This is a genomic window from Paenibacillus sp. FSL H7-0703, assembly GCF_038003485.1.
GTDB lineage: Bacteria > Bacillota > Bacilli > Paenibacillales > Paenibacillaceae > Paenibacillus > Paenibacillus polymyxa_B.
This window is the reverse complement of record NZ_JBBOPF010000001.1, coordinates 4,685,470-4,707,023: the sequence shown is the minus strand read 5'-3', so window position 1 is coordinate 4,707,023 and position 21,554 is coordinate 4,685,470. Positions and strand designations below refer to the sequence as shown.

General features: G+C 46.3%; 22 protein-coding genes and 1 other annotated feature. All 22 genes read right to left on the bottom strand.

Annotation, left to right across the window (positions count from 1 at the left end):
* Window positions 1–24: 24 nt before the first annotated feature.
* Complete coding sequence (locus tag MHB46_RS21030) at window positions 25–1,311, bottom strand: homoserine dehydrogenase (protein ID WP_069290208.1); 1,287 nt, start codon at window positions 1,309–1,311, stop codon at window positions 25–27.
* 43 nt (window positions 1,312–1,354) lie between these two features.
* On the bottom strand, window positions 1,355–1,792 hold the full coding sequence (locus tag MHB46_RS21025; protein ID WP_013311587.1) for an ACT domain-containing protein: 438 nt from the start codon (window positions 1,790–1,792) through the stop codon (window positions 1,355–1,357).
* 157 nt (window positions 1,793–1,949) lie between these two features.
* The gene (gene obgE, locus MHB46_RS21020; RefSeq protein ID WP_341163298.1) at window positions 1,950–3,260 is read right to left on the bottom strand and encodes a GTPase ObgE; all 1,311 of its coding nucleotides are present in this window, start codon (window positions 3,258–3,260) and stop codon (window positions 1,950–1,952) included.
* A gap of 13 nt (window positions 3,261–3,273) precedes the next feature.
* Window positions 3,274–4,011, bottom strand: coding sequence for a Spo0B domain-containing protein (locus tag MHB46_RS21015; protein WP_165179235.1), 738 nt, complete (start codon window positions 4,009–4,011; stop codon window positions 3,274–3,276).
* 146 nt (window positions 4,012–4,157) lie between these two features.
* Window positions 4,158–4,475, bottom strand: a complete 318-nt coding sequence (rpmA, locus tag MHB46_RS21010; RefSeq protein ID WP_039272574.1) for a 50S ribosomal protein L27 — start codon at window positions 4,473–4,475, stop codon at window positions 4,158–4,160.
* 5 nt (window positions 4,476–4,480) lie between these two features.
* Window positions 4,481–4,819 carry a ribosomal-processing cysteine protease Prp gene (locus MHB46_RS21005; protein ID WP_341163297.1) on the bottom strand — a complete coding sequence of 113 codons (339 nt, stop codon included), beginning with the start codon at window positions 4,817–4,819 and terminating at the stop codon, window positions 4,481–4,483.
* Window positions 4,820–4,832: 13 nt separating this feature from the next.
* Complete coding sequence (rplU, locus tag MHB46_RS21000; protein WP_013311592.1) at window positions 4,833–5,144, bottom strand: 50S ribosomal protein L21; 312 nt, start codon at window positions 5,142–5,144, stop codon at window positions 4,833–4,835.
* Between the two features lie 13 nt (window positions 5,145–5,157).
* Window positions 5,158–5,245, bottom strand: a sequence feature (ribosomal protein L21 leader region).
* A gap of 98 nt (window positions 5,246–5,343) precedes the next feature.
* Window positions 5,344–6,528, bottom strand: a complete 1,185-nt coding sequence (locus MHB46_RS20995; protein ID WP_341163296.1) for an Rne/Rng family ribonuclease — start codon at window positions 6,526–6,528, stop codon at window positions 5,344–5,346.
* A 48-nt stretch (window positions 6,529–6,576) separates the two neighbouring features.
* Entirely contained in the window at window positions 6,577–7,455 is an 879-nt protein-coding gene (locus tag MHB46_RS20990) for a M50 family metallopeptidase (protein ID WP_165179233.1), read from the bottom strand.
* Complete coding sequence (locus tag MHB46_RS20985; protein WP_341163295.1) at window positions 7,448–8,293, bottom strand: M23 family metallopeptidase; 846 nt, start codon at window positions 8,291–8,293, stop codon at window positions 7,448–7,450. Before MHB46_RS20985 ends, MHB46_RS20990 begins: the two co-directional genes overlap by 8 nt.
* A gap of 254 nt (window positions 8,294–8,547) precedes the next feature.
* The gene (gene minD, locus MHB46_RS20980) at window positions 8,548–9,345 is read right to left on the bottom strand and encodes a septum site-determining protein MinD (protein ID WP_061828810.1); all 798 of its coding nucleotides are present in this window, start codon (window positions 9,343–9,345) and stop codon (window positions 8,548–8,550) included.
* 3 nt (window positions 9,346–9,348) lie between these two features.
* A complete protein-coding gene (gene minC, locus MHB46_RS20975; RefSeq protein ID WP_013311597.1) occupies window positions 9,349–10,011 on the bottom strand; it encodes a septum site-determining protein MinC in 663 nt (220 codons plus the stop codon).
* 82 nt (window positions 10,012–10,093) lie between these two features.
* Window positions 10,094–10,624, bottom strand: coding sequence for a rod shape-determining protein MreD (gene mreD, locus MHB46_RS20970; protein ID WP_069290212.1), 531 nt, complete (start codon window positions 10,622–10,624; stop codon window positions 10,094–10,096).
* Window positions 10,624–11,445 carry a rod shape-determining protein MreC gene (gene mreC, locus MHB46_RS20965; protein ID WP_043882320.1) on the bottom strand — a complete coding sequence of 274 codons (822 nt, stop codon included), beginning with the start codon at window positions 11,443–11,445 and terminating at the stop codon, window positions 10,624–10,626. The genes mreD and mreC overlap by 1 nt, the downstream gene beginning before the upstream one ends.
* Window positions 11,446–11,500: 55 nt before the next feature.
* The gene (locus MHB46_RS20960; RefSeq protein WP_013311600.1) at window positions 11,501–12,535 is read right to left on the bottom strand and encodes a rod shape-determining protein; all 1,035 of its coding nucleotides are present in this window, start codon (window positions 12,533–12,535) and stop codon (window positions 11,501–11,503) included.
* A gap of 105 nt (window positions 12,536–12,640) precedes the next feature.
* The gene (gene radC, locus MHB46_RS20955) at window positions 12,641–13,333 is read right to left on the bottom strand and encodes a RadC family protein (protein WP_025722728.1); all 693 of its coding nucleotides are present in this window, start codon (window positions 13,331–13,333) and stop codon (window positions 12,641–12,643) included.
* Between the two features lie 13 nt (window positions 13,334–13,346).
* A complete protein-coding gene (locus MHB46_RS20950) occupies window positions 13,347–13,955 on the bottom strand; it encodes a Maf family protein (RefSeq protein ID WP_061828812.1) in 609 nt (202 codons plus the stop codon).
* Between the two features lie 22 nt (window positions 13,956–13,977).
* The gene (locus MHB46_RS20945; protein ID WP_023989955.1) at window positions 13,978–14,220 is read right to left on the bottom strand and encodes a DUF4321 domain-containing protein; all 243 of its coding nucleotides are present in this window, start codon (window positions 14,218–14,220) and stop codon (window positions 13,978–13,980) included.
* Window positions 14,221–14,341: 121 nt separating this feature from the next.
* A complete protein-coding gene (locus MHB46_RS20940) occupies window positions 14,342–15,607 on the bottom strand; it encodes an SPOR domain-containing protein (RefSeq protein WP_341163294.1) in 1,266 nt (421 codons plus the stop codon).
* 166 nt (window positions 15,608–15,773) lie between these two features.
* Entirely contained in the window at window positions 15,774–17,153 is a 1,380-nt protein-coding gene (gene murC, locus MHB46_RS20935) for a UDP-N-acetylmuramate--L-alanine ligase (protein WP_013311605.1), read from the bottom strand.
* A gap of 6 nt (window positions 17,154–17,159) precedes the next feature.
* Window positions 17,160–18,536 (bottom strand): bifunctional folylpolyglutamate synthase/dihydrofolate synthase, encoded by a 1,377-nt coding sequence (locus tag MHB46_RS20930; protein ID WP_341163293.1) that lies wholly within the window; start codon window positions 18,534–18,536, stop codon window positions 17,160–17,162.
* A gap of 36 nt (window positions 18,537–18,572) precedes the next feature.
* Window positions 18,573–21,239 (bottom strand): valine--tRNA ligase, encoded by a 2,667-nt coding sequence (locus MHB46_RS20925; protein WP_039272580.1) that lies wholly within the window; start codon window positions 21,237–21,239, stop codon window positions 18,573–18,575.
* Between the last annotated feature and the right edge of the window lie 315 nt (window positions 21,240–21,554).

Sequence of the window (21,554 nt, the reverse complement as noted above, 5' to 3'; positions counted from 1 at the left end):
GACAATTCCTCCTGCTTTTATTGACTATCCCTCTACTCGATATACGCTCTTGATGCGACGAATGACGTCTAAAGTTTCAAAATGCTCCAAAACCTTTTTCATACTCGCTTTACTGGCTAAATGAGTCACGATAATAATTTCAGCATCGGGGTTAACCTCATTCGGTTGCTGCACAACAGATGCCAGACTGACATTAAATTCAGCAAATACTTGCGTAATCCGTGCCAACACCCCTGCTTTATCATCCACATGCAGAAGCACGAAGTTTTTGAAATACACATCTTCGTCGTTACTAATTTTTTTAGGGTTGTAAGGAACGATGGCTTTAAGTCCATTGACACCAAGTTTGAGATTTTTCACTACAGCTACTAAATCAGCTACAACCGATGTTGCCGTCGGCATTTCACCTGCACCCGCACCATAAAACATGGTTTCACCCACTGCTTCACCATGCACATACACCGCGTTGAATACCCCGTTCACCGAAGCCAATGGATGCTGCTTGCGTACCATGGTCGGCTGAACGTTAATCGTAAATTCATCACCCTGACGCTCTGCAATGCCGAGCAATTTCATTTCATATCCTAGTTTTTTAGCAAAAGCAATATCTTCACTGGTTACCTTTGAAATGCCGCTGACACTTACATCCTTGAGCTCTACATTAGAGCGGAAACCGAGCGTGCCGAGAATTGCCATTTTACGAGCTGCATCCAGTCCTTCCACGTCTGAGGTCGGATCGGATTCAGCATACCCAAGCTCCTGCGCTTCCTTGAGAACTTCCTCGTACGAGGCCCCTTCCTGACTCATTTTTGTTAAAATAAAGTTGGTCGTACCGTTCACAATCCCCATAATGCGGGTAATACGGTCGGAGGAGAAACCTTCAATGAGTGTACGAATAATCGGGATACCGCCTGCTACACTAGCTTCATAAAAAATATCACATTGCTTTTCCTGCGCCTTTGCCAATACTTCAGAACCGTGCAAAGCCATTAAGTCCTTGTTAGCTGTTACGATGTGTTTACCCCGCTCCAACGCTTCAAGAATGTACTCCTTCGTCTGATCAACCCCGCCCATGACTTCGATAATTACATCAATTTCAGGGTCTCGAATAACTTCCCATGGGTCCTCAGTAAGCTTGGCCGTGTCCACTTCAATGGAACGATATTTTTCTATGTTTTTTACAGCTATTTTTTCAATGATGATCGGTGAACCGACTTGTCTGCTCAAATCTTCCTGATTGCCTTCTACGATTCGAACGACTCCCGTTCCTACCGTCCCCAAACCTAACAATCCTACTTTGACCGGTTTCATCCATTCCCCTCCCGCAAACTTATATCTAATGAACTGTATTGCCTTAACCTTGCCCAATCAGGCGAACACGTTTGACTCCAGAGATGTCCTCCAAGCCCTCCAGTAGAACACCCAACTCTTCACTGAGTCTGGACATTTCTACCGAGATAACTACGTTGGCTCTGCCTTGCAGTGGAATACTTTGCTGGATCGTCAGCACATTGCCTCCGAAATCAGCCACTCTGCCAAGCACCCTGGACAACATTCCGGATTGATGTTCTAAATCAATAGAGATATTGACAATTCGCTCACGCTCCAGCTGGTTAACCAAATGTATGCCATCCTTATATTTATAAAAGGCGCTTCGGCTTAGCCCAACTTGCTCCACGGCATCATGCACGGTTTTAACATCTCCTGAAGCCAGTAGCAGTTTCACCTGTATGGTCTTAACAATAGCTTCAGGCAAAATATCTTCCCGTACCAAGTAATAGCGCTCTTTCAAGAACGTCCTCTCCTCAAAGACTTATGTTTTTATATAGAGGACATTATATCGAAACTCATGAAAATCGGCAAGCTAACAATGCAAAAAACGGCTACTGCCTTCTATAGAGTTTCCTATAGTACAGTAACCGTTCAGGTTTTAGACCTTTATTTGATTTTTAGTAGTAGCTGCTGCCTTCAACAAATTCGAACTCGAAATCAGCAATGCGTACAGATGTACCATCTTTGGCGCCACGCTTGCGTAACTCAGCATCCACACCCATGTGGCGTAACGTTCTTGCTAATTTCAAAATGGCATCATGCGAGTTCAACTGCATGCGCTTCATCATGCGCTCAATTTTAGGGCTCTGCACCACGAATGTGTCGTTTTCACGTACAATTGTAAAGCCATCGTCTTCTGCTGTATCCAACTTAAATACCTTACGTTCATTGACTTCTGCTACTTCCTCAACAACTGGCTCGTCCGGTATTTGATCCAGCAAATCAGCAGCCCGGTAGAGTAGTTCCTTCACACCTTGACGTGTCAGTGAGGAAATAGGCATGATTTCAAGATCAGGACGTATAGAAGCAATCTGCTCTTTGAAGTGAGCCAAGTTTTCTTCAGCTTCTGGCATATCCATTTTATTGGCCGCCACAATTTGCGGACGCTCAGCCAATGCTGCATTATATTGCTTCAATTCGTCGTTAATCTTAGTCCAATCTTCAAACGGGTCACGTCCTTCAGAGCCAGCCATATCCACGACATGGATAATAATACGCGTCCGCTCAATGTGCCGCAGAAATTCATGTCCTAGCCCAATACCTTCATGAGCTCCTTCAATCAAACCAGGCAAATCCGCCATCACAAAATTACGATGATCACCCACATCCACAACGCCCAAATTCGGAGTAATCGTTGTAAAGTGGTAGGCCCCAATTTTCGGTTTTGCAGAAGATACAACCGACAACAAGGTAGACTTCCCAACACTAGGGAACCCGACCAAACCTACGTCAGCCATTACTTTTAACTCAAGCGTGATATAACGTTCTTGTCCCTCTGCGCCGTTCTCAGCCAACTCAGGCGCTGGATTATTCGGCGTAGCAAAACGGATGTTCCCGCGCCCTCCGCGTCCTCCTTTAGCTACGACGACTTGTTGACCATGACGTGTCATATCTGCTACTACTTCACCAGTATCATCATCTATGATGACCGTTCCCGGTGGTATACGTACGATCATGTGCTCCGCATTGGCTCCGTGTTGGCTTTTATTGCGACCTTTTACTCCACGCTGGGCTTTAAAATGACGTTGGTACCGAAAATCCATCAAGGTACGCAAACCCTCATCTACACGGAAAATTACGTCACCACCGTTCCCTCCGTCACCACCACCTGGGCCACCTTCAGGAACGTATTTCTCACGGCGAAACGCAATTAATCCGTCTCCACCGTCACCGCCTTTAACAAAAATCTTCGCTTTATCTACAAACATGGTTACACCTTCCTTATGTCTGGCACTGCATCCGAATTTGAAGCATTTCGCCCGTAGGAAGCTTCTCTGTTCGAATGCGTTTACTTCCGGGTACGGATCTGACCTGCTTTAGGATATTCAAATCCGCAGGTATGTCACTTCCTTCAAAACGGACGATAACATCATTCTGATCCATACCGAAAAAAAGTGTCAATCTGCGCACTTCTCCCCAGGACGACCGGCCCCCGCCATATTGATACGCACGCACCGTTTCTATGACGGCCGAGGCAAGCGACTCGCCGTCTTCGGGAGACATGACAGCGTCTAACTTTAACTGCTCCTCAACCTGTACCGACAACTGTAAATTACCGGCGTTCACGCGAAAAGACTGCAAATAAAACACCAGTGAGGGAATACCCAACTTAGATATTTTACTGTCTTCCGCCACGCGCCCTTTTATTGTTTCCACATAAGCAACAGATTTATCATGCTTATTCATACGAATATATCCATAAAGCACCTGCAAGTCATTCATCCAGTCATGCCGATGATGGTTAAGCATTGAAATCGCTGTACGTTCAAAAGAACGCAAAGCAGCTTTCCGTTCATACTCAATCTGTCTTTGCGTATACCAAATACCAAAGCATGCAGCAACTACAGACCATACTGCTAATAAGATAATCGTTAATACTTTAGGATAGAGCAGTGAAAAAACCAAAGGAATCAGAATGGAACCCAACGCCAGATAAGGCGCTCTTATCCGCTGGAACATGGCTTCTCTCCGTTCTGCGAAATTAAATGGATTATTAAAGAACCTTAAATCCAGTATAGCACAGACTAACTTTCCAGTTCATTACCATCATGCAAAAAAGCCTCCGACAAAAGTGCCGGAGGCTTTTCAGCGTGTCTAAGCCGCTATTAAGCTTCTACAGTAGCTGCTACTGGAGCAACGTCGATCGGGTAGATGCTCACCTTTTTACGATCACGGCCCCAACGTTCGAACTTCACAACGCCGTCCACTTTCGCGAACAGAGTGTCGTCCTTACCGATGCCCACGTTCGTGCCCGGGTGAATTTTCGTTCCGCGTTGACGAACCAGGATGCTACCGCCGGTAACTGCTTGACCGTCAGCACGTTTCACTCCAAGACGTTTCGATTTACTGTCACGTCCGTTTTTTGTGGAACCTACACCTTTTTTCGATGCGAATAATTGAAGATCCAATGTCAATTTCAACATGATGTCTACCTCCTTCTTTGATTATTTTCTATTTGAATATACTTACCGTATGATTCAGCAATACTTGTCAGCATAATCACCATGGACTCCAGCAACAGTTGAATCTGTGCGTTCGCATCATGATAACTTTCAGGAGAAAGATACGCGCTTAAAAAGCCGTTTTCCATTTCCGTTTCCATCTCAACGTCCGTAAGAGCTCCAATCGAATTGACAGTTCCTACTGTTACCGCCGAAACGCCAGCACATACGATATCCTCGCCAGATTTAGCGAAATTTGCATGTCCTTTAACGGAAAACCCCTGTATGCTGCCATCCTCCAGTCGTGTAATACGCACGATAATCACTTATCGCACCCTCTTACGCTTGGATTTTTTCAATCGTCACTTTCGTGTACGGTTGACGATGACCTTGCTTCACATGGTAGTTCTTTTTAGGTTTGTATTTGTATACGATGACCTTTTGACCTTGACCATGCTTCTCAACTTTAGCTGTTACAGAAGCTCCAGAAAGAAGCGGTGTACCTGCTGTCAAGCCATTGTCGCCGGACACTGCCAGAACACGATCGAACGTTACAGTTTCACCATCATTAGCTTCCAACTTCTCGATGAACAATACGTCGCCCTCTTGAACTTTGTATTGCTTACCACCTGTTTCGATAATTGCGTACATTTGCTTGCACCTCCTTATGTCTCAGACTCGCCTAATAGCAGGTGGCAGATTCCCTTAGGATGCTGCACTTCAGTACCTGATTGGAGCGGTTACAGCATGTGCAGCCAATCTTACGCATCACACATACTAAATGATTGTAGCACAAGCTTTGTACACATTCAACCTTTAGTTTTAAAATGATTTTTGGTTACGCATCGCTCTACACGAGCGTCTTTTCCTCACGCACTTTTTTGCGGGTCATTTCCAGCAAACCTAACCGCGTCCAACCGACAACATAAGATTTGGTCCGATCCTTCTTCAATCTTGCTTCCAGCACAGAGGATACTTCCCGACGGTTCTCCTCTTGTTCCATGTCAATAAAATCAATGATGATGATACCACCAATATCACGCACACGTACCAGGCGGGCAATCTCTTCAGCTGCTTCAATGTTAGTCCGGGTCACCGTTTCTTCCAGATTACTGCCTCCCGTAAACTTCCCGGTATTCACATCAATGACGGTTAATGCCTCCGTATGATCAATGACAATGTATCCGCCGCCCTGCAGCCATACCTTTCGCGCAAAATCGCGTTCCAGCTGCTCATGAACGCCATAAGCTTTGAAAATTGTTTCTTCTGGACCATGAAATATACTTACATGAGCTTTCGCAGGACCAATCTGTTGCAGCATTATTTCTGCATCCTTTGCTTGCTCTTCACTGTCAATGACCAGTTCATCCTGTTCAGGTGTAAACACATCCCGAATCAACCGCTGAACAATACTTAAATCCCGGTGTAATTCGCACGGAGCCGAGTGTTCACCAGCTTTACGCTGAATAGCCGCCCACTGCTTACGTAGTTGATTCAGATCATTTTCAATCGCCTCTATACTCATGTCCTCCGAAACGGTACGGATTATGAGTCCTTCCTCGCTTGTGCGTAGCTGCTCTCCCATTGCTTTCAAACGGGTACGTTCGCCCTCACGTTCGATCTTCTTGGACACGGCCACATAATCAGCACGGGGCATATATACGATCCAGCGACCCGGAAGTGAAAAATGAGTGGTGACCCTCGCTCCTTTGCTACCAACAGCCTCTTTTAATACCTGTACTACAATTTCCTGCCCTACCTTTAGCACTTCAGAAATGGATGGCTTTACCTCCGGCTGCTTGTCCAAATGAGCATGAAGTACGTCATCTACATACAAAAAGGCATTCTTTCGCTGTCCAATGTCAACAAAGGCGGCTTGCATACCTGGTAGCACATTGACCACCCTCGCTTTGAAAAAAGAACCTAGAATTCCCCGTTTTCGCGGTAGTTCAGCCGCATATTCAACCAATCGTCCCTCTTCCAACAGTGCCATTTGGGTCATCTGCTGCTGGCATTGTACAATCATTTGCTTCATGGTTTTTCAACCTCTCTGGATACAGCCTCTTCCTTAACTCATAAAACATTATTTGGGCTTGGGTTCTCCACCATCTGGCGGGCGTGTCGCAAAATAAGAGCGAATAAGACGTTGCTCCGGCAATACGGCTACAATCCGTCCCTGTTCATTCATAACATAAACCATATGATACCGATCTCTTCTGAAAAGACGCAAAATAGGCTCCAAATGTTTCACTGGCAGGGATACAATAGGTAAGGCAATACTTCCCTTAGCTACTTCGTGGTAAAAAAGCTCGTCCCTCCCCAGCAAAAACCGTATAAAACGGTAAGGGATATTCCGATAATCCACAATATTAGAATAAAGCAAAAAAATCCCTACCGCCAGCAGATTTAAATGGATAGGTCCATTTTGCCTTAACAACGGCGAAATACCATATATACAAAATAGCAAACTCGTTACGATACTGGCTCTAAAAGTCCACACTAATGTGCGGTGATAAGAACAAGATAAGCTAATCAGTGCCTGCAATATTTTTCCACCGTCAAGTGGTAAAATGGGCAGCAAATTAAACAGTGCAATAACTGCATTCCCCTGAATGATATAATTTACATAATCATACTCCAGTCCACTCACATTTCTGAACCACAAAAGGATGATGATCATGATTCCGTTTTGCAGGGGCCCCGCTAGCGCAATGACAATCTCCTTCCACGCATTGAGCTTCCCCTGATCCTCAATGACCGCCACTCCTCCAAAGGGTAACATCTGTATGGAAAGCACCCGCGCACCCAACAACGAAGCAGCTGTCGCATGACCTAGCTCATGAATAAACACCAATGTAAATAAAGTTATGATCTCGATAAAATGTCCTGTTAATATAGAGGTCAGCATAACCAATACAAACAGTGGATGTAGTGATAAGGTCACCCCTCGGACATTAATCAAGGGCTACCACTTCCGACGGGTCAATGTATTGATCCCCTCTCTGAACTGCCAAAAACAAAGTCGCCGCCTCGCTGCCGCTGTGACTTGCTGGCAGTACACCGATCTCATCTCCCTCCTGAACCCAGTCGTTCACTTTTAAGGTAGAGCGGGAAAGCCTTCCGTAAGTTGCTGTGATACCGCCAGTGTGTCGAATTGTAATCGAAATCCCGCTTTTGGGATGATTTAATATGTCTAATACTCGACCTGCATCTATACTTTTAACAGCGATTGCCCCGTTATCGGTAACATTCGGCGTAATTTCTACCCCTTTAAGGCTCAGTACAAAAGGCTGTGTTATATTGCCTTCAATCGGTGGAGAGCCCTTTCGACTTGCGTCTACCTTGTGCGTTTCATGCTCCTCGCCAAAAATCGGCAAAAAGGAAGGTGCTCCGTCAAAATAAGTTTCATACCATTGTCCGACGGCTGCAAAATCCATATCCTTATTCAAGGCATCCGCAATAAACATTCTCAAATTCACTGCATAGGGAATATCCCAACGAAACATTCCCCATACCATTCCAAATAACACCGTTGCTATGACTGATCTTCGCCAAAAGGAAGTCCAAAAAGACGGACCACGATTCGTCTCAAAAGATTGCTGCCAGCGTTGCCGTTCATTTTTCCACTCAGTTTCTGGGTCTCTGGGCGAGTTGGCACTGACTATAGGCATCGACTTCATATCTTTATCCCCGTGCCTGTTCTGATATATGCCAGAGGGATACATCTCCGCTTTGCTTCCCGCGATTAGCTGCTGTATACGTTCTTCTCTGCGCTGCTTGATTCCGGAATTTTTATTCATCCTGTTCAGCCCCCTCAGCGAGGTATGTTTGATACATCTTATGAGGACGGGCTTCAACTTATGTTGTCCGGTTCGGGATTACGGACCTAAAAATCAAAAAAACCGGCGCTAGCGCACCGGATATGTTTTGTATTTATGATATTTATGTAGTGACTCTAAATTTTGAGAAACCGTATTATAGGAATTTAAAAAGATAAACCAAAAACACTTAAATAAGATTATCACTTATTTAAGTGTCTAGTATTACAATTTTCTCATCCACCCATACCAAAAAACTTCTTAAAGCGTGTCATCACGCTTTTCTTCTGGTCCAGCTGCATGAGGGGCACTGTATCGCCCAAGATTCGTCTCGCAATGTTACGATAAGCAATCGCGGCCTGTGAATCTGGATTCATAACGGTAGGCTCCCCTGTATTAGCGGCTTTAATTACCATTTCATCATCCGGCACAATCCCAATAAGGTCTATGCTAAGCACTTGTAAAATCCCATCAATATCCAACATATCTCCGGATTTAACCATGCTATTGCGAATGCGGTTAACCACCAGCTTGGGTGATACCACATGTGAGCTTTCCAGTAAACCAATTACCCGGTCTGCATCACGTACGGCTGCATTTTCCGGGGTGGTCACAACAATGGCCTGATCGGCCCCGGCAATGGCATTTTTAAAGCCCTGTTCAATACCCGCAGGGCAGTCGATCAATATATATTCAAAATCCTTTTTAAGCTCCAAAATAATATCCTTAACTTGCTCCGGCGTAACAGCACTCTTGTCCTTGGTTTGAGCGGCTGGCAGCATATACAGCTCCTCAAAACGCTTGTCCTTAACCAGTGCCTGATTTAAACGGCAACGACCTTCCGCTACATCAACAAGGTCATAAATAATCCGGTTTTCCAGACCCATCACAACGTCTAGATTACGCAAACCGATATCCGTATCCACCAAACATACCTTTTTGCCGAGCAGTGCAAGCGCTGTTCCTATATTGGCTGACGTCGTCGTTTTGCCGACGCCGCCTTTTCCTGAAGTGACGACGATAGCCTCTCCCATGTGCTACACCCCTTTGAACACGTTAAAATCGCGGCCCAGACGCACAATATTGCTCATTTTATCTATTTGCATAGCGCCATCCTTGAGATACGCAAATTCCATACCGGATTCACGTGTCTCCCATTCGTCTGGTGGACGGCTGATCATTTCGGAAATTCGCAGCTGTGTCGGTGCAAAATAGGAAGCCGCAATGATCGCTTCACTATTTCCCTCCATCCCTGCATGCGCCATGCCTCGCAAAGCGCCGAGGACATAAATATCACCAGTACATGTTATAATTCCACCCGGGTTTACATCTCCCAAAAAGAGTAGGTTCCCATTGTGATGAAGCACTTGACCAGAACGGATAATCCCTGTCACCGTGTGAATAGGGGGCTTTCCCTGCACTTCCACAGGCAGTCCAGGTGATTCTACAGACCTGATGAGCAGATTCCCCTTTTGCTTCAAGATCTCCAGAATACTTTCCTTCTGTTCCTCTGTCACTTCTCGGCTTCCCAGCTTAATATCCACATGAATGATCGGGCCTGTTAAAATATTTTGATGACTGTGCTCCAGCTTAAAACGCAGCTCACCTAGCAAATCCTCAAACTCGCATTGATCGTCCAGCAGGAATACCAGGCCATCTTTGATGCCTTTAATCGTGACATGATTCGATTTCACCGCCATTAGCCTGTCCCTCCTATCTCAATCATTTCGTCCCCGGGACGTCAAATCCCTGCTAACCCGGACAAAATGTGTGTAAAAAGACCTAGACGGCCTCTTCCTTTTTCACACGGGTACCCAAACGCTGCAATTGCTTGCGAACCGGGACATAAATGATGAGGGCGAACAGAAAATGGATAAATAAATCAGGAATCATATACTGAGCAAGTGCCCAATTGAAAGTCTGATGATTCAGCTGGAACAGCTGATCAATAGCAAAAAGCATAGAATCCAGCAGGAAACTACCAATCAACACGGCTGCCATCATAATGGGCATCGGCGCACGTCGTGCTGTAAAAACAAGCCCCAATAAGTATGCAGACAACCCCATTGCAAAAGAGTAAGGCCCAATGATAAACCCGTAGAACACTACATCATGAATAAGTCCAAAAACAATACCTAGCACCAATGCTGTATGACGGCTGTAATACACAGACACAAACAAGATCACGACATATACAAAATTCGGAACCATTCTTGAATGCCAACTATCCGGAAGAAGCCACGGAAGAATCGTCCCTTCAGCTATAAACAGTACAAACAGCAGCAGTATTAGAACCTGACCGCGCATCTTCATTATTCCGGTACCTCAGGAGTATAAAGGATGAGCAGTTCTTTCCAATCCACAAAGCTGGCTGCCGGTTTAATAATCGCTGTTCGTGTTTTGCCAAATTCCCCAACCTGAATCTTCTCTACCGTTCCAATCATTAGGTTTTTGCGGAATTTCCCACCTGCACCAGATGTAATAATCTGATCGCCCTTTGCGATTGGGTCTTTTTCTTCAATGCGAGTCATTTGAAATCTGTTCGTACCCGGATCATAGCTTTCAATCATACCAAACGATTGATTTTCCTTGCCCAAGACTGTCGCTGCAATGGCATAAGAATTCGGATTTTTAGGATCCAATGTAGTCAACAACGTAACGGTGGACGTAAAATTCCCCGTACGACTAATGACTCCTACAAATCCTTCAAGCGAACTGACTTCCTGACCAACCTTCGCTCCGTCCTTCTCACCAATATCAATCACAAGCGTTTTGGAATCATTGCTGACGCTGTTCACTTGAGCAACGCGATAATCATAATTATTTTTCGCTTTTTGCGTTTGGGTGAACTTCAGTTCATTCTGCAGTCTGGCATTTGTTTCAACATAATTATGGGTCTGAATCTGGTCACGAGTCAGCTTTGCCACAGCAATTTTTAATCGTTCATTTTCTTCGTAGATGCTGCGCATATTTCCGATATCTTCAAAGAAGCCCGCTATTGCTGAAGCGGGCCTGTAAAAGATACCTTGCACAAAGCCAATTGAATCTCTGGCGAACTTCTCGGGCCAGGTTAAGGAATTTCTCTGTCCAAGTGTAATCCCCATAAGGGCAATAAACAGAACGATTCCGATCAATAGAACAAATAGTCTTTTATTGCCAAACAGCTTAAACAGTTCCTACACCCCCGATTCAACGTTTGGAACGGACGGCAGAACTGCTGCGCGATTTGAACAAATGAATATTTTCCAGCGCTCTGCCTGTACCGATTGCCACACAATCCAGAGGATTTTCTGCTACGATCACCGGCATTCCGGTTTCACCTGCCAACAGCTTGTCCAGATTACGCAGAAGTGCTCCACCACCAGTCAGTACGATTCCTCTATCCATGATGTCCGCTGCCAACTCGGGAGGGCATTTTTCCAGTGTTACTTTGACCGCATCCACGATTGCATTGACTGTATCCGATAATGCTTCGCTAATTTCATCAGAAGTAATCGTAATTGTCTTCGGCAAACCTGTTACCAGATCACGTCCGCGGATTTCCGAGGTTTCCACTTGCTCTAATGGCATAGCTGAGCCAACTTCCATTTTCAGTTGCTCTGAAGTCCGTTCACCAATCATCAGATTGTATTGACGCTTTACGTATTGGATGATGGACTCGTCCATTTCATCACCTGCCACACGCACAGAGCGGCTTGTTACAATCCCGCCCAGGGAGATGACTGCCACCTCGGTTGTACCTCCGCCGATATCGACAACCATACTTCCTGTTGGCTCCCATACAGGAAGATCAGCGCCAATTGCTGCTGCAAACGGCTCCTCTATCGTATATGCCTCTCTTGCACCTGCTTGCTTCGTCGCATCTTCAACAGCACGCTGCTCCACCGCAGTAATGCCTGAAGGCACACAAACCATCACGTTCGGATGACGTGGAAACAAAGAGCGTTGGGCTTGCGCCTGACGGATAAAATATTTGATCATCGTTGCTGTTGTATCAAAATCAGCAATGACACCGTCCTTCATCGGACGAATCGCACGGATATTTCCCGGTGTGCGACCGATCATTTTTTTCGCAGATTCACCAACAGCCTCAATGGTTTTTGTATCTGTACGCAAAGCAACTACAGATGGTTCACGAACCACAATTCCTTTACCTCTTACGTATACAAGCGTGTTTGCCGTCCCCAAGTCTATTCCCAAATCTTTTGTAAAGCCACCCAGCATGATGTAATCTCCTTTTCTCTTCCCTGAAATCTGTTATCCATGTATAAACGGTTTATTCAGGCCGGATTATCCGGTCGTGTTTAAATGTTTGATTTAAATATTATATTATATCAGACCTTGTTCCTTCAAACTTACAAAGGTCCCGTCCCCGATCACAATATGATCAAGCACGTCGATACCCACGATGTTGCCCGCTTCCATCAGGCGGCGAGTCAACTGAACATCCTCCGGGCTTGGCTTCGGATCACCGCTCGGATGGTTATGAGCGCAAATTATTGAAGCACTGCTGCATTTGATTGCTGCCCGAAATACTTCACGAGGATGCACGATGGCAGAATTCAGGCTACCCATAGATAGTGTTTCCTGAGCAATGACATGATTTTTAGTATTAAGGAACAAGCATACAAAATGCTCTTTCTGCAAATAACGAAGCTGCTCAAACAGCAGATCTGCCACATCCCGCGGGCAACTAATCACCGGAGTCTCCAAATGGCGAGACAATGCTAATCGACGCCCCAGTTCGATACCCGCTTTTAGCTGTATCGCTTTAGCATCCCCAATGCCCTTAATCTGGGTCAACTCGCTCAAGCTCATATCCACCAGTTGACGCAAATTTCCTGCCTGCTGCAAAATACGCTGCGCTAAATGCACCGAAGACTCATTTTGCGTTCCTGTACGCAGCAATATTGCCAGCAACTCCGCGTTGCTTAAGGCATCCGCCCCATATGTCATCATGCGCTCTCTTGGTCGTTCTTCATGGGGGAGGTCGCGAAGCATCAGTATTGGCGACTCCAGCATATGTTTATCCCCTTTATGGACGCAACACATTCACTCCAAAATCGGACAGCATGTCCGACAGCAAGGAAAGCGGCAATCCTACGACGTTAAAATAACAACCCTGAATAGATTCCACCAGCGTAGCACCCATGCCTTGAATGCCATACGCTCCTGCTTTATCAGACGGTTCACCAGTATTCACGTATGCCACAATTTGCTCTTGACTCAGAGGCTTCATTGTAACCTCCGTTTGGCGATGTCTGACAAGCATTTCGCCGGTTCCGGTATGTATGCAGGCTACCCCGGTGTACACACGGTGTGTTCTTCCCTGCAATGCAGTCAGCATGCGAACCGCGTCCGCATGGTCGGCAGGCTTGCCCAGTACCGAACCATCCAGCACGACAATGGTATCACTGCCAATCACCAGTCCGGCTTCCTTCGACTGAGTGGCGGTGTTCACGACCGCTTCGGCTTTGCGTGCCGCAAGGGTCTCCACGATTTGCTGAGGCGTCCAGCTCTCAGGCGTGCTCTCATCCGCATGACTCGGCACCACCTCAAAGGGGAGTCTCAAAAATGCGAGTAATTCCTTCCTTCTTGGTGAAGTCGATGCCAGAATAATGCGGGGCGTAATTTTCCCGTCCATAAGGGAAGCTCCTTTTCATCAGTTAGAGCCTGCGGTACAGCCAGAACGCGGCAATGATGCCGATCAGACTAAGCAGGCTCAATTCAAAATTTATCGTTATGTTGTAGCTGATAATATCCAGGTCCGCTCTCGGCGACCAAGATATCCTAGTGGGGTGGGTCAGAAAGGAAAGGAACTTGATCGATTGAAGAGCTTTGGCAATCCATGCACCCAAGAGCCAACCGAGCAACAAAAACAGTATAAGCATTCCTACATTTTTTTTCATCCTGATCTTCCCTCGCCATTTTTTGACACCTTCATTATTATACGGTGATTTGTACTGCAATACAAACAGAAATCCGGCAAGGGGAACTATTTCCAGTTCCTTGCCGGAAAATATGGTTAGTCTATTGTTTTATGAATTGGATAAATTCCTTCTCACGCAAAACATATTCCATCATGGAGGACTGAATCTCCCAAATGTGTTCCTTGGCTGTATTCTTATTGTATTCCCCAAGTGCAGAGATCGCGCTGTTCATCGCCTTTTCAAGTGAGGTTGCGGAAGCAACCGCTTCCTTTGGAAGACCGGTAGGAAGTGCAGTGATATTTTGTGTCCACTGCTGATGCAGGTCGTTCAGCTCCTTCATGTCGGAGGCTGGCACCGTATTCGCACCTCCTTCTCCCAGCAAGGTTGAGGAAAGTCCGCTCAACTTACCCACCAATGAACTACTTAACTGAAAAAAGCCAGTGAGTTTATCGCCTTCGCCTCCGTAAGCCGCTTTTTCGAATCCAGGCAATTCAAGCTCACGAACATACAATTCGACTCCTTGTGTTTTCAACTGATTGCTGAGTAACTTAGCTTGCTCCCTATCCGGTGATATTCCTGCATATACCCGGTTTTGGTCCTCGGTATCCCCTCCTGCTGCAATGCCTGCCTTCAACAGTTCTTCTTTTGCTTGTAAGGCCCGTTCTGGAGTGCTGAAAACCCCATATTGCAGCAAATAGTAGGTTTGTGGAGGTACCTGAGCCTCTATGACAGTGACAGGGACAGAATTCTCTTTTGCAGATATTGCATCCACACCAACGGATTCTTTAAAGACCGGTACAGCCTCCTCTACTGAGGGATCTGCTCCCGGGACCATGCCTCCTCCGTTAAACAGTAACAACATAATATATCCAAACATACCCCCGGTCACCAGTGCGCTGGCTACAGAACCAACCAGTTTCCATCTAGAAGGGTGGGGCGGACGTTTTCTGTACTCTTGGCCAGAACGATAAGCTTCCTCATTCTCTTCTAGGCTATCTGGTAGAACGTCCGCATCTGACCAAGAAGCCGCCGAACGGCCAAAGGGGTCATCCCATCCCTCTTGTACTCTTAATGTCGGAGCAAAGCGCCGACTTGAAATGCGTTTATTCAGATCCTCAGGCTCATTGAGCTCTGCTTCTTGCGTAGTTACAGCATTTTTATTCATTCCTCTAATTCGATCCGTTCCTTTTTGCGGGTTATCAGCTTGATGAAGCTTATCTTTTTGATATAACTCCTTATCTCTAATCGTTTCACGCTGTTCGTTCGTAATCGACTCGTTTTTGTACGGAAGCACCTGTAGCTTATCCTCCCGGCTTGTCTCCGGCAACTGTTGGTCGAACCGGAATGTCATCTTGGTCTTGTTCATGGATGCACTCCCTCCTTGTCCCATACTTCCTCATAGTCTGTTGTATGAGTCAAGCTAAGAATATATGCCCCAGCATTACAAAAAAAGGTATCCCGAAACACAGTCGTGTTCGGAATACCCTTGAATAAATGTAATTCATTGGCGTAACAGCTCTTTTTTATACGTATTACACTTGCTGTCCGCGAAGATGGCGCGCTAACGCGTCACCTGCTTTCCAGATATCTCCCGCTCCCATCGTCAGCACAAGATCACCCGGCTGTAATCGATCTTTCAACTCCTCGATCACGGCTTCTTTGGTCGGCAAATAGATTGCATTAGCATTGCTGTTTTGGACGATTAAATCCACGAGCTTGGAAGAATGCACGCCTTCAATCTGTTTTTCTCCCGCTGGTGAATAAATATCGGTAATGATGACTTCACTAGCCTCGCTAAACGCACGGCTAAACGCATCGAGCAGGAAAAAGGTGCGGCTATAGCGTTGCGGTTGGAATACAGCAATAATACGCTTGCCAGTCGCTCTCGCTGCGCTAATCGTAGCCTCAATCTCTGTTGGGTGATGCGCATAGTCATCAATAATCAGTATGTCATTGCTTTCACCTAGTACTTGAAAACGACGCTTCGCTCCGTGAAATTCTACAATAGTAGCAGCGATTTGATCGAATGGAATCCCTGCTTCCAAACAGGAAATCACAGTAGCCATCGCATTATACATGTTATGTTTACCTGGTACAGATAGTTCGATCGTTCCGAGTGCTGTTCCCTTACGGCTCATAGTGAAGCTTAATCGACGGTCACCTAATTGGATATCTGTCGCCATATAATCCGCTTCATGCTCCACTCCATAAGTAATGACCCGAGTCTGGAGCTGAGGAAGCATTTCCCGGATGTTCTGATCATCTGCACATACAATAGCCGCCCCATCCGGTCGAATTTGACTCAAAAACTGTACATAGGCACTTTTCAGACGATTAAAGTCGCCATCGTAATTTTCCAAATGATCCGCTTCAATATTGGTTACAATGCCTTGCCAAGGATGATATTGCAGGAAAGAACCATCACTCTCATCCGCCTCAGCAACGACAAACTCGCTTTTACCTGCTTTGGCATTCGTCCCCAAATTCGTGATTTCGCCGCCAATAATATACGTTGGATCAACGTTACATCTTTCCATAACCAGAGCGATCATGGAAGAGGTTGTCGTTTTACCGTGCGCACCCGCAACAGCTATTCCCTTCCGTTCGTTAAGCAAGCGAGCCAGCATTTGCGAACGATGCAGAGTTGGAATATTCAATTCCTCCGCTGCCACCCGCTCCACATTGTCACGTGACAATGCTGTTGAATAGACGACGATATCCGCGCCTGCAATATGCTCAGGTGTGTGTCCAATATATATTTTTGCGCCTTTTGCCGCCAGTTTTTCTGTCAGCTCCTGTGATGCCACATCTGAGCCAGTCACAGTATAACCCATCTCCAGCATGACCCGAGCAATCGCGCTCATCCCGTAGCCGCCGATACCGATAAAATGAACATGTTCCGAAGTAATCAACAAATTTCACCAACCTTTTTCCGAATCGGTTTGATACATAAGGGTAGCCCGTACATCCGCAATAAGGTACAGCGTGCCGGACACCACCCCCAGATCTTCCGCTTCCGTATGTGACTGAAGCAGGCCTAGAGCCTTTTTCCAGTCACCTTCTACAATTATTTTTAAATCCGTTTTGGCATAAGACGGCCGCAGCTTCTCCACGAGATGAGCCAATTCAGCGGCATTCATTTTGCGGCGAAAATCGGGCTCGGTCAGGATAAGCGTATCCACTAGTGGCAGTATATGCTGCAAGTATGCTTCATGATGCTTGTTTGACAGCATTCCCATCATTAAAACCAATTTTTTGTACGAATACACTTGAGGAAGACTCTTGGCCAGCGTCTGTGCTCCTTCTGGATTATGAGCTCCATCAAGGACAATCCTCGGCGAGGTACTGACTTGTTCGAGACGCCCTGCCCAGGCAGTTTGCCTAAAACCCTCCAGCAATTCTGCATCATCCAACACAAAAGCCATATACTGACGTAGGACCTCAAGTGCCATCATAGCTCCTGCCGCATTAGAACATTGGTGCTCGCCTAACAACGTGATGTCAATTTCCATATGTCGGAAGGGCCCCGCGAATGAAAAGGTTTGAGCTGTTTCATCCCCTTTTAGCCGTTCATACGTAAACTGTTCTCCTGCCAGGTACAAGGTAGCTCCTTGCTTTGTCGCCGTTTCACGTATGACCTGAATAGCCTCGGGTTGGGAAACACAACTGACAACAGGTACACCCGGTTTGATGATACCGGCCTTTTCCCTTGCAATCTGTTCGAGCGTATCTCCCAAGATATCCGTATGGTCATAGCCGACATTCGTAATAACCGAGACGATTGGATTCACGATATTAGTTACATCCATCCTTCCCCCGAGACCTGTCTCCCATACCACAACATCTGGGAAAGATACCGTAGCATAGTATAAAATAGCCAATGCTGTCGATACCTCAAACATCGTAGGTGATCCCAATTCACTATCTGCGATTTCTTTCACCAACGGATACAAGCGATTGGCAAGCAAAACCAGCGTTTCATCGGGAATATCGGTCCCATTGAATTGAAAACGGTTCGTAAATCGGGTGATGTACGGAGACGTAAAAGTTCCGACATCGTACCCACATTTCAGTAGCACAGAGGTCAGAAAGGCACAAGTTGAGCCTTTACCGTTGGTTCCCGCAATATGCACAAATTTCAGATGTCGTTGCGGATCACCCAATTTACTCATTAGCTGTTCAATTCGTTCCAATCCGGGTCTGATACCAAACGGAATCAAGCCGTTAATCCATTCCACTGCTTCATCATAGCTTTGTAAAGGAGCCGTGTCTCCGCCCCTGATCGTATCTGACATCCTCTTCACCTTCAGGTCATTTTAGTGTGAGTGAAATTATCCCTTGAGTTCTTCAATACGTGCGATAACTTTAGCGCGCTTATCTGAGTAATCGGCTTGCTTGGCCTTCTCTTCCTCGATGACTTTAGCTGGTGCCTTCGCCACAAAGCCTTGGTTAGATAACTTTTTCTCCACGCGCTCCACTTCACTGTTCAAATGCTGAAGTTCTTTTTCCAGTCTGCTAATTTCCTGGGCAATATCAAGCAGTCCGGCCAGCGGCAGGTATAGCTCTGCGCCGCTAACTATAGATGTCATCGCTTTATCTGGAACGGTGAATTCTAATCCCGCGTCGAATTCAGACGTATTACAGAATCTACGTACATATTCCCCATTGCGGTTAATGATATCGAGAACGGCTTGATCACCGGGTTTTATGAGTAATTCAATTTTTTTACTCATCGGCACGTTGACTTCAGCACGGATATTGCGCACAGCGCGAATTACGTCGATCAGCAAATTCATTTCTGCAACTGCATCCTTATCCTCAAAAGAAGGATCATAAACAGGCCAAGCGGCCAGTGTAATCGTCTCTCCCTCATGCGGAAGATGCTGCCATATTTCCTCAGAGATAAACGGCATGAACGGATGAATCATGCGCAGTGTCCGATCCAATACATATGCAAGTACGGACTGCGTTTTCTTTTTCGCCTCTGCATTTTCGCCATATAGGGAAAGCTTCGCAAACTCGATGTACCAGTCGCACAAATCATCCCAAATAAAGTTATACAGAAGGCGGCCTGTCTCGCCAAATTCATAAGCATCTATTAGACGCGTGATGTCGCGTGAAGTTTCGTTTAGACGATGCAAAATCCAACGATCAGCAGTGCTTAAGTCACCAGTAATGTCTATATCTGCCGAAGTGACGCCTTCCAGGTTCATCAGCGCAAAGCGTGACGCGTTCCAGATTTTATTGGCAAAGTTTCGGGCCTGCTCCACCCGCTCCCAGCGGAAACGAAGGTCTTGCCCAGGCGTGCTACTGGTGGAAATCATATAACGCATGGCATCGGTACCATATTGGTCAATCACGTCAAGCGGATCAACACCGTTGCCGAGGGATTTGGACATTTTTCTACCGTCCGCATCACGAACCAACCCGTGCATAAGTACGTCCTTGAACGGAATCTCTTCCGTAAACTCCAACGCGGTAAAAATCATACGCGATACCCAGAAATAAATAATGTCATAGCCTGTAACCAAGACATTAGTCGGATAGTATCGTTTGAGGTCCTCTGTCTGCTCAGGCCAGCCCAGTGTCGAAAACGGCCATAAAGCCGAGCTGAACCAAGTATCCAGCACATCCTCATCCTGTTTTAGCTTTCTGCCAGCATACTCAGGCAAAGTTGTAGGGTCCTCCGCCGATACAATAACTTCTCCGGTTTCTTCATCGTACCAAGCCGGAATACGGTGTCCCCACCATAATTGACGGGAAATACACCAGTCACGCACATTTTCAATCCAATGCAGATAAGTACGTTCAAAGCGATCCGGTACAAAGTTTACGCCGTTGCCAGCCTTCTGCACTTCAATCGCTTTAGCTGCAAGAGGCTTCATTTCCACAAACCATTGTGTGGACAGATAAGGTTCTACAACTACACCTGTACGTTCGCTGTGGCCTACTTGATGTACGTGCTCTTCAATACGAATCAGTACACCCTGCTCTTTCAGATCAGCGACGATTTGCTTACGGCAATCGCTACGATCAAGGCCCTGATATTTGCCTGCTTCGGCATTCATCGTTCCCGTTTCGTCCATCACCGTAATTTGTGGCAGCTGGTGACGTTGTCCCATTTCAAAGTCATTCGGGTCGTGAGCCGGTGTAATTTTAACCGCGCCGCTACCGAAATCTTTATCAACGTAGTCATCCGCAATGACCGGAATTTCCCGTCCGATGATTGGGAGCACAAGCGTTTTGCCGATCATTTGCTTGTAGCGTTCATCTTCCGGGTGTACAGCTACAGCTGTATCGCCCAGCATCGTTTCAGGACGTGTAGTGGCTACCGTAATAAATCCGCTACCGTCTTTCAGTGGATATTGCAGGTGATACAGATTTCCGTTCACCTCTTTGTATTCCACCTCAATGTCCGATAATGCAGTACGTGCAGCAGGGTCCCAGTTAATGATGCGTTTACCGCGATAAATCAGACCCTTCTTGTACAGTTTAACGAATACCTCACGTACCGCTTGGGACAGTCCCTCATCCAGCGTAAAACGCTCACGAGAATAATCGAGAGAAAAGCCCATCTTTTCCCATTGGTTATGGATATTATCTAGATAAAGATCCTTCCACTCCCACACTTTCTCCAAGAACTTCTCGCGGCCCAAATCATAACGTGTCAGGCCTTCTTCACGCAGCTTTTGCTCTACCTTTGTTTGGGTAGCAATACCCGCATGGTCTGCCCCTGGCAGCCACAAGGCATCATACCCCTGCATCCGCTTGGCGCGAATAATAATATCCTGCAAAGTAAAGTCAAGAGCATGTCCAATATGCAACATACCTGTAACATTCGGTGGTGGAATAACGATTGTAAAAGGCTCTGCCTCTGGATGTTGCCCAGCGCGGAAATAGCCCTTCTCCATCCACGTTTTGTACCATTTTTGTTCTGCTGATTTTGGATCGTACGTTGTTGGCATTTCCAAGGTTGTCTTGTTGTCTTGTTCTGACATATCAGGATACCTCCATGATTTTTCAATTGGCAAATAAAAAAAGCCTTTCATCCTCAAAGGACGAAAGGCTGTTCTCTCGCGGTACCACCTTTGTTTCACCCCTTGTGTATGTATCCACTGATCCATTACACATGGTGTGACACTTTATGCAGATAACGGTTGCGGACCGGCCTTATTCTACCGTGAGCCTCTTATCTTCCGTAGGAATTAAATGAGGAACCGTTCAAACAGGCGACTCCCGGGTGACTTCGGCCAGTAGCTTCCTGCGGAACCTCACAGCGCTGCAATTCCACTCTCTGAAGGGCTTGCTGCCTA

What these genes read in the sequence shown, in the direction of transcription:
- MHB46_RS20925 (WP_039272580.1), bottom strand. Translation starts at nt 21,239, where the DNA reads ATGTCAGAACAAGACAACAAGACAACCTTGGAAATGCCAACAACGTAC.
- MHB46_RS20945 (WP_023989955.1), bottom strand. Translation starts at nt 14,220, where the DNA reads ATGAAAAAAAATGTAGGAATGCTTATACTGTTTTTGTTGCTCGGTTGG.
- minD (WP_061828810.1), bottom strand. Translation starts at nt 9,345, where the DNA reads ATGGGAGAGGCTATCGTCGTCACTTCAGGAAAAGGCGGCGTCGGCAAA.
- rpmA (WP_039272574.1), bottom strand. Translation starts at nt 4,475, where the DNA reads ATGTTGAAATTGACATTGGATCTTCAATTATTCGCATCGAAAAAAGGT.
- minC (WP_013311597.1), bottom strand. Translation starts at nt 10,011, where the DNA reads ATGGCGGTGAAATCGAATCATGTCACGATTAAAGGCATCAAAGATGGC.
- MHB46_RS20950 (WP_061828812.1), bottom strand. Translation starts at nt 13,955, where the DNA reads ATGGACGGGAAAATTACGCCCCGCATTATTCTGGCATCGACTTCACCA.
- radC (WP_025722728.1), bottom strand. Translation starts at nt 13,333, where the DNA reads ATGCTGGAGTCGCCAATACTGATGCTTCGCGACCTCCCCCATGAAGAA.
- obgE (WP_341163298.1), bottom strand. Translation starts at nt 3,260, where the DNA reads ATGTTTGTAGATAAAGCGAAGATTTTTGTTAAAGGCGGTGACGGTGGA.
- MHB46_RS20995 (WP_341163296.1), bottom strand. Translation starts at nt 6,528, where the DNA reads ATGAAGCAAATGATTGTACAATGCCAGCAGCAGATGACCCAAATGGCA.
- MHB46_RS21015 (WP_165179235.1), bottom strand. Translation starts at nt 4,011, where the DNA reads ATGTTCCAGCGGATAAGAGCGCCTTATCTGGCGTTGGGTTCCATTCTG.
- rplU (WP_013311592.1), bottom strand. Translation starts at nt 5,144, where the DNA reads ATGTACGCAATTATCGAAACAGGTGGTAAGCAATACAAAGTTCAAGAG.
- MHB46_RS20985 (WP_341163295.1), bottom strand. Translation starts at nt 8,293, where the DNA reads ATGAATAAAAATTCCGGAATCAAGCAGCGCAGAGAAGAACGTATACAG.
- MHB46_RS20940 (WP_341163294.1), bottom strand. Translation starts at nt 15,607, where the DNA reads ATGAACAAGACCAAGATGACATTCCGGTTCGACCAACAGTTGCCGGAG.
- mreD (WP_069290212.1), bottom strand. Translation starts at nt 10,624, where the DNA reads ATGAAGATGCGCGGTCAGGTTCTAATACTGCTGCTGTTTGTACTGTTT.
- MHB46_RS21030 (WP_069290208.1), bottom strand. Translation starts at nt 1,311, where the DNA reads ATGAAACCGGTCAAAGTAGGATTGTTAGGTTTGGGGACGGTAGGAACG.
- MHB46_RS20930 (WP_341163293.1), bottom strand. Translation starts at nt 18,536, where the DNA reads ATGTCAGATACGATCAGGGGCGGAGACACGGCTCCTTTACAAAGCTAT.
- MHB46_RS20960 (WP_013311600.1), bottom strand. Translation starts at nt 12,535, where the DNA reads ATGCTGGGTGGCTTTACAAAAGATTTGGGAATAGACTTGGGGACGGCA.